Origin of the sequence: Actinotignum inguinis (genome assembly GCF_051265835.1) — a bacterium.
Taxonomy (GTDB): Bacteria; Actinomycetota; Actinomycetes; order Actinomycetales; family Actinomycetaceae; genus Actinotignum; species Actinotignum timonense.
Genome location: NZ_JBOZDP010000014.1, coordinates 1 through 13,703, shown reverse-complemented (window position 1 = coordinate 13,703; position 13,703 = coordinate 1). Strand labels below are relative to the sequence as shown.

The window sequence follows — 13,703 nt, the reverse complement described above, 5'->3', positions numbered from 1 at the left end:
TGCAGCCCGATTGTCACGCTAAGACGGCTTCGCGAATCAGTTCGGAGCGTGTCACATTGAGCTCCCGAGCGCGGGCGTCAATGGCTTTGATTTCCTCTGGCGTGAAACGGACGGCAACCACCTGGCTGGGAACAGCGCCTCGCCCGGGGCGTCCCCGCCCCCGTTTGGTAAGAGCGTCGACATCGTAGCCCGCTTCCGCTTCGGCCGTCCATGTCTGTATTTGTTCTTCGGTAACCGGTATTCCCTTGATCGTTTCAGCCATGCAATTATCGTAATACGGAAATGGCATCCCGCCAACGGCATGAGCGGAGCTCCGCGAAGCTCCACTCCGCCCGCCTAAGCACGCCTTGCCCGGCTAGCGCCGTCGTGAAAAAAATAACTTTGCGGGAGGCGAAGAAGGGGACATCAGTCCCGCGAAGTTGTCTGACTTTTACTTTTCGCGTCGCGCCGCGCGCGCGAGCCGCGATTTTCTGAGGAATTTTCAGGGCTTTTCAGTGCGTTTTCCACGCGTAAAACCGCAGGTAACAGGCAGAAAGTCCCGACTTTCCCCGCGCTCATCCCGCGGCGCGCCCGGTGCGAGCTGCGCTACAACGCAAGCATCTTTCATTCGCTAAGGTAAAGGCGCGAGCGACGATGGAGCCGGCAACCGGCATCACGGCTCGCACGGAAACGCGCGTGGTTCGTCAAGAGCCGGCGTTCTCCCGCACGGCGGGCCTCCCGCAGCGCGGGGCAACGCTATATGCCGAAGGTGACACAGGCGCGGATCCATCGGGAGAAAGCGAACTATGGCTACCACTCAGCAAATTGGTGACCGCACCGACGTTGGTGACATGATCGATCGCTTGGCATCGCAGGCAATATCCGCCCTCGAAGAATTCGATGCCTTCGATCAAGAAAAGATTAATGCGATTGTGCACGCGATGGCCCTTGCCGGGGTTGATCAGCACATGGTGCTCGCCAAGGCCGCCATTGAAGAAACTGGCCGCGGCCTCTACGAAGATAAGTGCATCAAGAATCTTTTCGCCACGGAATACATCTGGAACTCCATCAAGTATGACCGCACCGTGGGAATTATTCGCCAGGACAAGCAAAAGGGCATTATCGAAATTGCCGAACCCGTGGGCGTGATCGCCGGGGTGACACCGGTGACCAACCCGACGTCCACCACGATGTTCAAGTGCATCATCTCGATTATGACCCGCAACCCGATTATTTTTGCGTTCCATCCCAGTGCGCAAAAGTCCTCGGCGCTGGCCGCGCAGGTCATGCTGGACGCCGCGATTGCCGCCGGCGCCCCCGAACACTGCATCCAGTGGATCGAAACTCCCTCCCTGGAAGCCACGAAGACCCTGCTCAACCACGATTCCATCTCCCTGGCCCTCGCCACCGGGGGAGCGGGCATGGTGGCCTCCGCCTACTCCACCGGCAAGCCGGCCCTGGGCGTGGGCCCGGGCAACGCCCCGGTGTACGTGCACAAGACCGCCAAGATCAAGCGCACCGTTAACGACCTCATCCTCTCGAAGACCTTCGATAACGGCATGATCTGCGCTTCCGAACAGTCCCTCGTTATCGATGCTTCGATCCGCGAAGAACTGCTCGCCGAATTCGAGCGCATGGGCTGCCATATCGTCACCCCGGAGGAAAAGAAGAAGCTCGCGAAGTTCATGGTCAAGGCGGATGGCACGATCAGTGCGGACGTTGTGGGTATGAACGCGGATCGCATTGCCGAAGGTGCGGGCATTGACGTTCCCACCGGCACGAAGATCCTCCTTGTTGAGCTGGAGGGCCTGGGCCCCGAAGAACCCTTCTCGCGTGAGAAGCTGTGCCCGGTGCTCGGCTACACCACCGTGGAAAGCGACGCCGAAGGCTTCGACGTGGCCGAAAAGCTGCTGCGTTTCGGCGGCCTGGGCCACACCGCGGTGATCCACACGGAAGATAAGGACGTGGCGCGCGAATACGGCCTGCGTATGAAGGCCTGCCGCATTATCGTCAACGCTCCTTCCGCGCTGGGTGGCATCGGCGACGTTTACAACGGCCTCATCCCGTCCATGACGCTCGGGTGCGGCTCCTACGGGCGGAATTCCGTCTCGCATAACGTCAGCGCCGTCGACCTTATTAATATCAAGCGAATTGCGGAAAGGCGTAACAATATGCAGTGGTTCAAGGTTCCGCCGAAGACGTACTTCGAGCGGTACTCCACGCAGTACCTGCAGAAGATGCCCGCGATCTCGCGTGTCTTCATCGTCACCGACCCGGGCATGGTCATGAACGGCTACGTGGACGTTATTATCGATCACCTCAAGGCCCGCCGGGACGACGTCGCCTGGAACATCTTCCAGGACGTGGAACCCAACCCCTCCTCGACCACGGTGTTCCGCGGTGCGAAACTCATGGAAGAATTCCAGCCCGATTGCATTATCGCCCTGGGCGGCGGTTCTCCCATGGACGCCGCGAAGGCCATGTGGCTCTTCTACGAACACCCCGAATCCTCGTACTTCGGCATGAAGCAGAAGTTCATGGATATTCGCAAGCGCACCTACCGCTTCCCGAAGCTGGGGCGCAAGGCGCAGTTCGTGGCCATCCCGACCACCTCGGGTACCGGTTCGGAATGTACGCCTTTCGCGGTGATTACCGACGCCGAAACCCACGTCAAGTATCCCTTCGCCGATTACGCGATTACCCCGAATGTGGCGATTGTGGACGCGCAGTACGTGGATTCGGTGCCCGCGCGCACCGCCGCCGATTCCGGCATGGACGCGCTCACGCACGCGATTGAATCGTACGTGTCCACGATGGCCAGCGATTACACCCGCGGCCTGTCCATCCGCGCCGCCCAGCTCATCTTCGCGAACCTGCGCAAGTCCGTGCTGGATGGCGATATGGAAGCGAAGGAAAAGGTCCACAACGCCTCGGCTATGGCCGGTATGGCCTTCGCGAACGCGTTCCTGGGCATTGTCCACTCGCTCTCGCATAAGGTTGGCGGTGAATTCGATATTGCGCACGGTCGCACCAACGCGATCTTCCTGCCGCATGTTATTCGCTACAACGCCACCAAGCCCTACAAGCACTCCATCTTCCCGGCCTACGAGCACTACCGCGCCGATGAAGACCTCGCGGAATTCGCGCGGTACATGGGCTTCCCGGCCTCGACCACCGAAGAGGGCGTGCAGTCCCTCATTGACGAGGTCACCAAGCTCGCCGAGGATCTCGGTATCGAGATGAGCCTCAAGGCCAACGGGGTGACCTGGGAAGCGCTCGAGCCCAAGCTCGACTGGCTGGCCGACCGTGCCCTGGAAGACCAGTGCACCCCGGCCAACCCGAAGGCCCCGCTCGTCTCCGAGCTGCGCACTCTCATCGTGGATGCCTTCGAAGGCGAAGTGGGCTACACCGCCTCGCGCGGCGTGGATGTGCTCGCTGACCTCGGCACCGGTGAGGCGGCCCGCCGCCGCGCGGCGAAGGCACGCAAGGGTGACTCCTCGCGGCCTTCGGCCTCGCAATCGGCCACGAACGCCCAGGTAGAGATCTACGATCACAAGGCCAAGGCCAGCCTCGAGCACGCCGAAGCCGATCAGGATGATCCGGCCGCCGAAGAGCTCGTCGATACCCAGCTCGAGGGCGCCTCGCCCGCTTCCGCAAAGGCTTCCGGGAAGGGCGCCAAGGCGGAAAAGAAGAACGACGGCGCAGCTGAAGGCGCGGCGAACTAAGCCGGCAGAGCCAGCCTGGCAGGTGGCGGGCGCCGGGGACACGCAGTCCGGCGCTCGCCGCGCTAGGCCTCAAGGCTCGCCCGCGGCGAGCTTCCATCGGTAGAGTGGGTAAGGTGAAGAAGAAACTACTGACTGTGGCGGGCGCACTGCTGTGCTCCCTGGCCCTGGCCTCGTGTTCCTCGTCCCCTTCGGATAACCCCAGTTCCGACCCGAGCTCCTCGGGCCCCGGATCGTGCTCGGTGGAATCGAACGCGCCGGGCTGCTAAGCCGCTGGTGGCCCAGCCCCGCGCACGCGGCCGGCAGTGATGCCGGGCGCGTGCGTACGGCGTCGTCGTTCCCCTTTAAGTTCTAGGCAAAGGGCGTGGTAACCCGCGCCGCGACATGAAAGAATAACAATATGACCTACACACTGGTATTGCTCCGCCACGGTGAGAGCGATTGGAACGCAAAGAACCTGTTCACCGGTTGGGTTGATGTGCCGCTCTCGGAAAAGGGGCGCGCGGAAGCCGCTCACGGCGGCAAGCTCCTTAAGGAGAACAACATCCTCCCCGACCTCCTCTTTACTTCGCTGCTCCGGCGCGCGATCACCACGGCGAATATTGCCCTGGATGAATGTGATCGCCACTGGATTCCGGTGCAGCGTTCCTGGCACCTCAACGAACGCCACTACGGCGCGCTGCAGGGCAAGAACAAGAAGGAAATCCGCGACGAATACGGCGAAGAGCAGTTCATGCAGTGGCGCCGCTCCTACGATGTTCCGCCGCCGGCCATTGAGCTCGGTTCGGAATGGTCGCAGGATCAGGATCCCCGCTACGCCGGTGAGCCGATCCCGCGCTCAGAATGCCTCAAGGATGTGCTGGCGCGCGCGCTGCCCTACTGGGAATCCGATATCGTCCCCGCTATCAAGACCGGCAAAACCGTCATGATCGCGGCGCACGGCAATTCGCTGCGCGGCATCGTCAAGTACCTTGATGACATCTCCGATGATGACATCGTGGGTGTGAACATCCCCACCGGCATTCCGCTGGTCTACGAGCTTGATGAGGAAACCCTCAAGCCCGTGAAGAAGGGTGGCACCTACCTCGATCCCGAAGCGCAGAAGAAGATCGCGGAAGTTGCCAACCAGGGCAAGTAATTCGCGTCATGCGCACGTAATTCGCAGCTGCTAGCGCTGAGCTAGCGAGCTGAGCATGCAGGGCTCCGGTCAGACCGGGGCCCTGTTGCTGTTAACTCAGTCACGGCAGTGCGGCCGGGACTTGTCCATCCCCGCCCCACCCCCTACCATTGAGCTGGTAATGATAACGGTTATCGTTACGGCTTGTGAGCGGCTCGGCCGCTGCCTGGGAAGCGCCCGGCCTGAAAGCCGAGCGCAGCGCCGCCGCCCGGCGGCCTGGATTCACGTATCCGGAGGTGTGTGTCCGAGCATGATGAAGCTGCTACCCGCCATCGCGTCCATCTTCGCGATGGTCTGCCCTGCCGGTATCCCTTCCGGTGGGAGCCAGGAAGCGCTGGCGGGTAGTGTTTCGGCCGCGGGAGTGAGGACCCGCGCCGAAACTGGCGATCGGAATTCCGATGCGCCACGGGTTGTCGCCTCCACTCCGATACTCGCGGACCTCGCCCAGAATGTTCTGGGCGAGCGGGGTGAGGTGACTTCCCTCGTGCCGCCCGGGGCAGACCCGCATTCTTTTGAACCGTCACTGCGGTCCTTGCGGGAACTGGCCCGGGCGGACATCGTCTTCTCCAACCAATTGCTGCTGGAGGACCAAGCGCTGCTCGCCACCATGGATGCTACCAGGCGCCCCGGCGTAAAAAACGTCGGTTTGGGTGAGGCGGCCGTCGCGTACGGCGCACGCCACATCGCACTCGTTGAAGACGCAGCGCTCAGTACCGTGTGGCTCGGCTTCCGTGCCGGGGCACCCGTTGCCGCACAATCACGGGAGGTGAACGACGCCGCCGCCCCTTCCGCCCCCACCACTTCGGCTCCCATTGTTTCGCTGCGGGCGGTCTCGATCACCGGCCCGGGCACCCTCGCCGCTTTCACCACCGGAACGTTCGGGCAACCCAAGGTCTATATTGATTCCTCGCGCGAGGACCTCGGCCACGTGGATCTTCCCGCTCAGGCCCATACCCATATGTCCTGGGCTTTTTCCGCCCCCGGCATCTACGAATTGCGCATGCGCGCCGAAGTGCAGGAGAACGGGGAGAGCCGCAGCCTAGGGGAGGGCACGGTGGTCTTTGCCGTTGGAGTAGATCCGGCCACCACCGGGCGCAGCCGGGTGATTGACGCCGGCCACGTGGATATCACCATGGCCGATAGCGGTGCCATTACCCTGCGCGGGGAAATCGAATCGGCCCGCACCACCGAAGTTTCCCCGGATAGCGCGGTTGTGGCGGTGCCCCATACCGTGGCCACCCAGATTCCCGGCGATCCCGCCTGGCGTTTCTTAGGGAAGGCCGGGGATACCAGCTGGGTGCTGGCCCAGGCGGTGCTCGGCGAACACGTGCACGGCGATGTGGATCCGCACCTGTGGCTCGATGCCTCGAATGCCATCGCCTATGTGGAAACCATCGCGGCCGAGCTCAGCGCCCTGGATCCGCAAGGCGCACCCACCTACGCGGCCAATGCGCAGGCGTATATCGCCAGATTGCGGGGCGTGGACGAGTGGCTACGCGGCGTCGTCGCCTCTATTCCGGCGCGGCAACGCAAGCTCGTAACCGCGCATGACGGCTTCGGCTATCTGGCGCGTGCCTACGGCCTGGACACGGTCGGTTTCGTCACCCCGAATCCGGCGCTGGAGCCTTCCGCGCGCCAGCTCGCCAATCTCACCCATACGCTCCTGGACCTGCGCGTTCCCGCGGTTTTCGGGGAACCAACCACGGCCTCGCACGCCGGGGAGCTGCGGGCCGTGGCGGGCGCGGCGGGGGTGGTGGTCTGCCAGCTCTACTCTGATTCTTTCGACGGCGCCGCCACCACCTACGAAGCCATGATGATCGCCAATGGCCGCGCCCTGAAAAGCTGCCTCGATTCGGGCGCGCTGCCGGCCTGGCCTCCCGATTACCAGGTGCCGCGGCTGCCCCTACCTACCGCGCCCGATGCGCACGCAGACCCGGGCGCTGCGCCGCAACCTGATTCGCAAGCCGTGCCGCCCGTCGCTCAGCTTCCCGCTACCGAACCCACGAAGGACAACTCATGACTCGATTCTCTACCGCGCACCTGAGCGCACGTTCCGGCGCCGTCCGCTCTGTTAGCGCCCGCCTGCTCGCCGCGCTGGTCCTTGCTGCGCTCAGCTGCGCTCTGGTGCTGGCCATGCCCGCGCGGGCCTTCGCCCATCCGGACCCGGCGCCCGCGCAGCCCTCAGCCGCGCCGGGCTCCACTAGCGGGAGCGGCTCCAGCACCGCCGTCGATCCGGCCCTCACCCAAACGGTGAGCGGGGACGAGCAACTTGCCCCGACCGGCACCCCGGTGGAGATCAGCTCTGGGCACGTGGATATGGGCCCGCGGCTGACCGATGCCGGCTGGGATTTCCTGGTGCGCGATGACTCGGGCGCCGCGCCGGTGTGGCGCTCCGTGGACGACGTGGTCTTCCGAGTGGGGGAGGCCGCTCGCATGGAGGTGCCCGCTACCGATTCCTATTCCTTTATTCACGCCTCCGGCCCGGCCTACGTGATCCCGCAGCAGCAGCTCGCCGATGTGGTGTGGCTCGGCTGGAATACCCAGGACCCGGGCGTGGTCAGCCGCGTCAATGGCGATGTGGCCCTCACCTACGGCGGGCACGCGGGGGAAGGCCAGTTCACCGCCTTCGTCGATTCGGGTAATTTCTCCGGGCCTACCCTGCTGTGGAATTCCGAAGTCGCCACTTCGCAGCCGGTGCACGTCTCTCTCAATACCCACACCCACGCGAATTGGGTCTTCACCCAGCCCGGCGTGCACCTGGTGCGCCTCACGGTATCCGCCCAGCTCACCGACGGTACCCAGGTGGAGAAAACCGTAACCTTACGTTTCGCGGTGGGCGCGAATACTTCTGCCGACGACGCCCGCGCGGCCCAGTGGCCGGCCGGGAGCGAAGGCGCAGCTGCCAGCGGCTCGGCCGCGGATAACGCGCAGGCCGGGCAATCCGCCGCGGGGCAGTCCGGTTCGGCACAATCCGGCGCGCAGGGCTCCCAGAACTCGGCCGCCGGCGAAGCGGAAATCCCGCTGCGCTGGGTGGTTATCGGCTGCGCCGGCGCGGTGATCCTCATTGCCGCCGGATTTATCGGGGCGCGCGCCTCGCGCCGCCGCCACCAGGAGGCCGCGCTCGCGGCCCGCACCCAGGCCCGTGATGGCGAGGCAGAGGAGGAATCGTGCCAGCGCTAACGGTCCGTGACCTCGCGGTTGTGCTCGGCGGAGTGCGGGTGCTGCGCGATGTGAATCTCGAGGTGGCCGCCGGCGAGCTCGTTGGCCTCATCGGCCCGAATGGCGCCGGGAAAACCACCCTTATGCGCAGCATTATGGGCCTGCTCACCCCGGCAGCCGGCACGGTCGAGGTGCGCGGGGAGCGGGTCCGGCCCGGCCGCCCGCACCGCGCCATCGGCTACGTGCCCCAGTCCCGCGCCACCCAATGGGGCTACCCCATGAGCGTGGAGGAACTGGTGGCCACCGGACTGGAACGCCGCGGGTTGCTCGCCCGGGCGCGCCTCGGGCGAAGCGCGTGGGAAAAAGTCTATGCGGCGCTCGACAGGGTCGATTTATTCGAGATGCGCCGTCGTCCCATCGGGCAGCTATCCGGCGGGCAGCAACAGCGCATCCTCATCGCGCGCGCCCTCGTGCGCGACCCGGCCATCCTCCTCCTGGACGAACCCTTCACCGGGCTCGACCACCCCACCCAGGATTCCCTGGCCGATCTTTTCCTTTCGCTGCGCGCCGGCGGGGCCGGAATTATTATGTCCACCCACGACCTCACCCAGGCCGTCGATATTTCCACCCGCGTGGCCCTCCTCAACCGCACAATTATCGCGGCCGGCCCGCCCGCCGATATCCTCCGCGCCGACCTGTGGATGGAAACCTTCCAGGTGCGGGCCTCTTCGCCGCTGCTGCGCGTCCTCGGAATGGTGAAAGCATGAGTTTCTTTGATTTCCTGGCCGACCTGTCCAATCCGGTACTCGGCTTTCTCCCGCGCGCGCTGCTGGTTGCCATGCTCTCCGCGGTGGTGTGCGGAGCGGTGGGCGTACACGTGGTGCTGCGCGGCATGTCCTTCCTGGGAGATGCCCTCGCCCACGCCGTTTTCCCCGGCATCGTTATCGCTTTCGCGCTCCAGGGGTCCATTCTGGTGGGCGGAGCGGTCGCGGGCGGCGTCGTCGCCCTTCTGATCGCGCTCGCCTCACAAAACCGCAACCTGCGCGAAGACTCCATTATCGGCATCTTTATGGCCGCGGCTTTCGCCTTCGGCGTGGCGCTCATCGCGCGCATCCCCGGCTACACCGGTTCCCTCGAATCCTTCCTCTTCGGGTCGCTCACCGGCGTGGATAGTTCCGACGTGCTCACCTCCGCGGTAGTGGCCGCGGCCGTGCTGCTGTTCCTGGCCGTGCTCCATCCGGCGCTGCTCTCCGTGAGCGTGGACCGCGATTTCGCGCGCGCCACCGGCACCCGGGTGCTGCTCGTCGACGTGTGCCTCTACCTCACCGTGGCGCTCGCGGTGGTCATTTCCGTGCAATCCATCGGCAATATTTTGGTGCTGGCGCTGCTCGTCACCCCGGCCGCCACCGCGCGCCTCCTCACCGACCGCGTGGGCACGATGATGCTCCTCGCCCCGCTTCTCGGGTGCGCGAGCGCTTTCGTGGGGGTGTGGCTGTCCTGGGCGGCGGATATTCCCGCGGGCGCGGCCATTGTTTTAGTGACGACGGCGCTCTTCGCCCTCGTGTGGTTGAGTGTTCCGGTGCGCGGGAAACTAGTGCGGGCCCGCACCGCACGCGTCAGCGACCGCGTGTAGTACAGGCCCGAACGACGGCGCCGCGGCCGGCCGGCCGCGGGAGCCTAGCTGGCTAGTGAGCTGAGCTGGCTCGCGAACCTGGCCGGAGCGGCGAGGCGGCGATTAGTCTTCCATGTCCCCGGCGGAGAAACCTTCGGGGAAGTCGCCGCCGAGCATTTCCTCTTCGGTGCCGGGGGTGGACTCCACATCCACGCGCAGGCCGGTCACCAGGAAGTGCATGCGGCGCGCCACGGTCACCCCGTGATCCCCGTAGCGTTCCAGGAAGCGACCCAGCAGCACCACGTCCACGATTTCCTGGTGGCTCATGCCGTTATCTTCGTCGAGCACCAGCTGGAAGGACTGGCGGTGCAGATCGTCAAGAACCTCATCGCGTTCATCGATTTCATCAGCGATGGCGAGGTCCTGCTTGCGCACCAGCTCTTCCACCTGGCGGCCCACCCGCACGGCCTCATCAGCCATGCGCACCAGCAGGTCATAGCCGGGGCCACCCACCACGCGCTCGGGGAAACGCCCGCGCGCGATATAAGCAACGTGGCGGGCCAGATCACCCATGCGCTCCAGGGTGATGGCGATGCGCATGGCGGTCACCACGGTCCGCAAATCCGAGGCAACCGGCGCCTGGCGCGCCAGCAGCGAAATAGCCATATCCTCAATCTGACGCTGCAACTCATCAATATTCGCATCGGCATCGATAACCGATTCCGCCAGGGCCAGGTTGGCGTTCCGCAGCGAATCTGCGGCGTGTTCCATCGCCCGAGCGGCGCTGCGAGCCTGCTTGGCAAGCGTTTCCTCGAGCGTCTTCATTTCGTTGCGGAATTCTTGACGCATTAAAGCTCCTCATGTCTGTGCGCCCGCGGGCGCGTTCGTAGCGCACGGCGGCGCACCACAGGTTTCATTTCAGCAGTACGGGGTTAACACTAGCGGCATATTGCGTAAACAGTAGGTAAATAGCGGGGTTTCGGGGCTGTGGGGCGTGCCAGGCTCCGCTCGGACAGGCTAGTCTGGAACCATGGTAGAAGGAATCGCTGTTCTTGCTGCGGTGTGCGGAGGCATCGCCGTGGGCATTATCGCCTCCCTGGCTTTCGCCTATTCGCAGCGTTCCCTGCGCCCGCTGCGGGTGACCACCACGGTGGAGCCGGTGGAGGATGCCGTGAAAGTCCTCGAGGCGATTCCGCAATTCTTTGTGCTGGTGTCCGCCCTCGATGTGGTGGAACGCGCTTCCACCCAGGCCTATAGTTTCGGGCTGGTGCGTGATGATCGCCTGGTGCGCCCGGAATTCATCCAGCTGGTGGCGCGGGTGCGCGATACCGGGGAGGTTCTCTCCCGCCCGCTTTCCATTAAGCGCTCCACGCTGAAAAATCAGAGCGATACCCGTTTGATGGTCTACGCGGCGCCGCTATCCGGCGGGCGGGTGCTCGTGCTTTTCGAGGACAATACCGAGAAGCTCAAACTGGAGGAAACCCGGCGGGATTTCGTGGCCAATGTGTCCCACGAGCTAAAAACCCCGGTGGGGGCGATTTCTTTGCTGGTGGAAACCCTGGAAAGCGCGGCGGATGACCCGCAGGCGGTGCGGCATTTCACCGCCCAGCTGGATACCGAAGTGGTGCGCCTGCGCGGCCTGGTTCAGGACATTATCGAGCTTTCGCGCCTCCAAGAGGGTAATGCGCTGACCACCACGGAGCTCGTGGATGTTGATGCGGTGGTGGCCGAATCGGTTGCGCGGATGGATGTGGAAGCCGCCAATCGCGGGGTGAAAATTGTGAGCGGCGGGCAGCCGGGGCTCACGGTGTATGGCGATAGGCGCATGCTCGCCACCGCGATCCGCAATCTTCTGGATAATGCGGTGCGCTACACCCGGCCGCACGGGCGGGTCTCGGTAGCAACGTCGCTGGCGGATGGGCAGGTGCTTATTTCCGTCGTCGACCAAGGTGAAGGAATTGAGGCGGCGCAACGCGAGCGTATTTTTGAACGGTTCTACCGCGGGGATGCCGCCAGGGACCGCAATTCCGGGGGATCCGGGATTGGCCTTGCTATCGTCAAGCACGTGGTCCAGGACCACGGCGGGCGCATCAAATTGTGGAGCAAGGTAGGCCAGGGCTCCACCTTCACCATCTGCCTACCCGAGCCCTATATTCCTGATACTGCTGCTGGTTCTGAGTTGGCGGGTAGTTCTGTGCCGGCCGATAACTCTGAACTGGCTCCTAGTCTTGAAACCGATCTGCTCGAGCATTCGGAGAGGAAGTAACGAAACACCATGACCACGATTCTTGTTGTTGATGACGAACCGACCTACCGCGATACCCTCGCATTCAACCTGGGCCGGGACGGTTACGAGGTGGTCACCGCCGCGGACGGCACCGCGGCCCTCGAACAATTCCGGGTGGCGCGCCCCGATGTGGTGCTTCTTGACCTCATGCTTCCGGGGATGTCCGGGGAGGAAATATGCCGCCGGATTCGGGCTACCTCCGATGTGCCCATCATTATGCTCACCGCCAAGGATTCTGAAATCGATAAGGTGGTCGGCTTGGAAGTCGGCGCGGATGATTACGTGACCAAACCGTATTCCTACCGGGAACTGGTGGCGCGGGTGCGGGCGGTGCTGCGCCGAGCCAGCACCGGGGCCGCCGACGACGTGGACGAAGATGTGCTGCGGGTGGGCCGGGTCGAAATGGATACCGACAAGCACGAAGTCTACGTGGGCGGGGAACTCATCAGCATGCCGCTGCGGGAATTCGAACTCCTCGAACTCTTCTTGCGTAACCCGGATCGCGTGCTTACCCGCCCCCAGATCCTCGACCGCATCTGGGGCCTCGACTATATGGGTGATACCAAGACTCTGGATGTGCACGTCAAGCGGATTCGCTCGAAGATCGAAGTGGATCCCTCCGCGCCCACCGCGCTGGTGACGGTGCGCGGGCTCGGCTACAAGCTGGTTTCTGAGTAGTTGCGGCCGGGGCGCGAGTGCGGGCGGCTGCCTGCGTTCCCGCATGCGGAGTGAGCGTGCGGCCGGTCTTCCCGCGAACTACGGCCGGCCCGCCTGCCTGCGAACTTGTGGCCCGCATCTCGGCGCTTTGTGGCTTGCAGCGCAAAAAAGATCAGAGACTACACCGTCAATGGTAAAATGTCTATCGGATATGCGCATATTGCGCGAACGCGCAGCGGAGAAAGGGTTCTGATTCAATGCCGTTCAAGGTCGGAGAAACCGTTATTTACCCGCATCACGGGGCAGCGGAAATTACTGATATTTCGGACAAGATTATCAGGGGTGAAAAGCGCACCTACCTCACGCTTAACGTCATGCAGGGCGATATGGTCATTCAGGTTCCGGCCGAATCCATTGAGGAAGTTGGGGTCCGTGATGTCTCCAACGAAGATCAGCTTGAAGTGGTGTTCCGGGTCCTGCGCGAACAGGATGTGGAAGAACCCTCCAATTGGAGCCGGCGTTTCAAGGCGAATACCGAAAAGCTCACCTCGGGGGATGTCAATAAGGTAGCCGAAGTGGTGCGTGACCTGACCCGCCGGGATACCGACCGCCACCTTTCGGCGGGGGAGAAGCGGATGCTCCAGCGCGCCCGCCAGATCCTCTGCTCGGAAATTGCCCTGGCCCGTGAATTGAGCGAAGAAGAAGCCGGTGAACTCCTCGATGAGATCCTCGCCGAAGGCAACGAAGGCCGGGAAAGCAGCTCAGAAGAAGGTGCCGCGGCTTCCGCCTAGTTCGCCTGAGGTGCGGGGTGTCTTCGTTTCACGGCGGACGCTCGTTTTGAAGCACAGGGACGTTTTGAGATCCGTGTGAATGAAGCGGTCCGGGAATTCTCCCGGGCCGCTTCACGCATGAAGGTTCGACGACGCTGCCAGCTGGCCCGGGGCGCCTCGGGGCAGAAAAAACAAGTCGCTCATGGTGGGCTGTCCTCAGCTCGCAACAGGGTGCAAATCCACGCACCATTTTGGCCCGATTTGGGGCTGCGGACTGTTTATTGGACATTATCGCTTAAAACCGCTTGACGATGTTCCACAATCGTTAAACCATCGAACT

Annotated in this window: 12 protein-coding genes; 10 read left to right on the top strand and 2 right to left on the bottom strand. The window is 63.6% G+C overall.

The genetic code is table 11. The annotated features are described in order from the left end of the window. Positions 1 to 13: 13 nt before the first annotated feature. A complete protein-coding gene (locus ACRQFC_RS07145) occupies positions 14 to 262 on the bottom strand; it encodes a ribbon-helix-helix domain-containing protein (RefSeq protein WP_284897501.1) in 249 nt (82 codons plus the stop codon). Positions 263 to 785: 523 nt separating this feature from the next. Here ACRQFC_RS07145 and adhE point away from each other — a divergent pair. From adhE to ACRQFC_RS07110, 7 genes are all read left to right on the top strand, one after another. Next, positions 786 to 3,704, top strand: coding sequence for a bifunctional acetaldehyde-CoA/alcohol dehydrogenase (gene adhE / locus ACRQFC_RS07140; RefSeq protein ID WP_284897503.1), 2,919 nt, complete (start codon positions 786 to 788; stop codon positions 3,702 to 3,704). A gap of 113 nt (positions 3,705 to 3,817) precedes the next feature. Then, positions 3,818 to 3,970: a hypothetical protein gene (locus ACRQFC_RS07135; RefSeq protein WP_154653577.1), complete on the top strand. Its 153-nt coding sequence runs from the start codon at positions 3,818 to 3,820 to the stop codon at positions 3,968 to 3,970. Positions 3,971 to 4,101: 131 nt separating this feature from the next. Continuing rightward, the gene (locus ACRQFC_RS07130; protein WP_016443345.1) at positions 4,102 to 4,839 is read left to right on the top strand and encodes a phosphoglyceromutase; all 738 of its coding nucleotides are present in this window, start codon (positions 4,102 to 4,104) and stop codon (positions 4,837 to 4,839) included. Between the two features lie 289 nt (positions 4,840 to 5,128). Beyond that, the gene (locus ACRQFC_RS07125; protein WP_284897505.1) at positions 5,129 to 6,898 is read left to right on the top strand and encodes an anchored repeat ABC transporter, substrate-binding protein; all 1,770 of its coding nucleotides are present in this window, start codon (positions 5,129 to 5,131) and stop codon (positions 6,896 to 6,898) included. Next, positions 6,895 to 8,058 carry a choice-of-anchor M domain-containing protein gene (locus tag ACRQFC_RS07120; protein ID WP_284897506.1) on the top strand — a complete coding sequence of 388 codons (1,164 nt, stop codon included), beginning with the start codon at positions 6,895 to 6,897 and terminating at the stop codon, positions 8,056 to 8,058. Before ACRQFC_RS07125 ends, ACRQFC_RS07120 begins: the two co-directional genes overlap by 4 nt. Next, the gene (locus ACRQFC_RS07115) at positions 8,046 to 8,804 is read left to right on the top strand and encodes an anchored repeat-type ABC transporter ATP-binding subunit (protein WP_284897508.1); all 759 of its coding nucleotides are present in this window, start codon (positions 8,046 to 8,048) and stop codon (positions 8,802 to 8,804) included. The genes ACRQFC_RS07120 and ACRQFC_RS07115 overlap by 13 nt, the downstream gene beginning before the upstream one ends. Beyond that, positions 8,801 to 9,670 (top strand): anchored repeat-type ABC transporter permease subunit, encoded by an 870-nt coding sequence (locus ACRQFC_RS07110; RefSeq protein ID WP_087070323.1) that lies wholly within the window; start codon positions 8,801 to 8,803, stop codon positions 9,668 to 9,670. The genes ACRQFC_RS07115 and ACRQFC_RS07110 overlap by 4 nt, the downstream gene beginning before the upstream one ends. A gap of 102 nt (positions 9,671 to 9,772) precedes the next feature. Here the strand turns inward: ACRQFC_RS07110 and phoU are convergent, their stop codons facing one another. Next, the gene (gene phoU, locus ACRQFC_RS07105) at positions 9,773 to 10,498 is read right to left on the bottom strand and encodes a phosphate signaling complex protein PhoU (RefSeq protein ID WP_087070324.1); all 726 of its coding nucleotides are present in this window, start codon (positions 10,496 to 10,498) and stop codon (positions 9,773 to 9,775) included. Between the two features lie 181 nt (positions 10,499 to 10,679). Here phoU and ACRQFC_RS07100 point away from each other — a divergent pair, with 181 nt between their 5' ends. The 3 genes from ACRQFC_RS07100 (at position 10,680) to ACRQFC_RS07090 (ending at position 13,384) form a co-directional block, all read left to right on the top strand. Then, complete coding sequence (locus tag ACRQFC_RS07100) at positions 10,680 to 11,915, top strand: sensor histidine kinase (RefSeq protein WP_284897510.1); 1,236 nt, start codon at positions 10,680 to 10,682, stop codon at positions 11,913 to 11,915. Between the two features lie 9 nt (positions 11,916 to 11,924). Further along, the gene (locus tag ACRQFC_RS07095; protein WP_026429031.1) at positions 11,925 to 12,614 is read left to right on the top strand and encodes a response regulator; all 690 of its coding nucleotides are present in this window, start codon (positions 11,925 to 11,927) and stop codon (positions 12,612 to 12,614) included. A 236-nt stretch (positions 12,615 to 12,850) separates the two neighbouring features. After that, a complete protein-coding gene (locus ACRQFC_RS07090; protein ID WP_016443353.1) occupies positions 12,851 to 13,384 on the top strand; it encodes a CarD family transcriptional regulator in 534 nt (177 codons plus the stop codon). Positions 13,385 to 13,703: the final 319 nt, after the last annotated feature.

Coding starts and splice junctions, on each gene's coding strand:
- ACRQFC_RS07145 (WP_284897501.1), bottom strand. CDS start 262: ATGGCTGAAACGATCAAGGGAATACCGGTTACCGAAGAACAAATACAG.
- adhE (WP_284897503.1), top strand. CDS start 786: ATGGCTACCACTCAGCAAATTGGTGACCGCACCGACGTTGGTGACATG.
- ACRQFC_RS07130 (WP_016443345.1), top strand. CDS start 4,102: ATGACCTACACACTGGTATTGCTCCGCCACGGTGAGAGCGATTGGAAC.
- ACRQFC_RS07125 (WP_284897505.1), top strand. CDS start 5,129: ATGATGAAGCTGCTACCCGCCATCGCGTCCATCTTCGCGATGGTCTGC.
- ACRQFC_RS07120 (WP_284897506.1), top strand. CDS start 6,895: ATGACTCGATTCTCTACCGCGCACCTGAGCGCACGTTCCGGCGCCGTC.
- ACRQFC_RS07110 (WP_087070323.1), top strand. CDS start 8,801: ATGAGTTTCTTTGATTTCCTGGCCGACCTGTCCAATCCGGTACTCGGC.
- phoU (WP_087070324.1), bottom strand. CDS start 10,498: ATGCGTCAAGAATTCCGCAACGAAATGAAGACGCTCGAGGAAACGCTT.
- ACRQFC_RS07100 (WP_284897510.1), top strand. CDS start 10,680: ATGGTAGAAGGAATCGCTGTTCTTGCTGCGGTGTGCGGAGGCATCGCC.
- ACRQFC_RS07095 (WP_026429031.1), top strand. CDS start 11,925: ATGACCACGATTCTTGTTGTTGATGACGAACCGACCTACCGCGATACC.
- ACRQFC_RS07090 (WP_016443353.1), top strand. CDS start 12,851: ATGCCGTTCAAGGTCGGAGAAACCGTTATTTACCCGCATCACGGGGCA.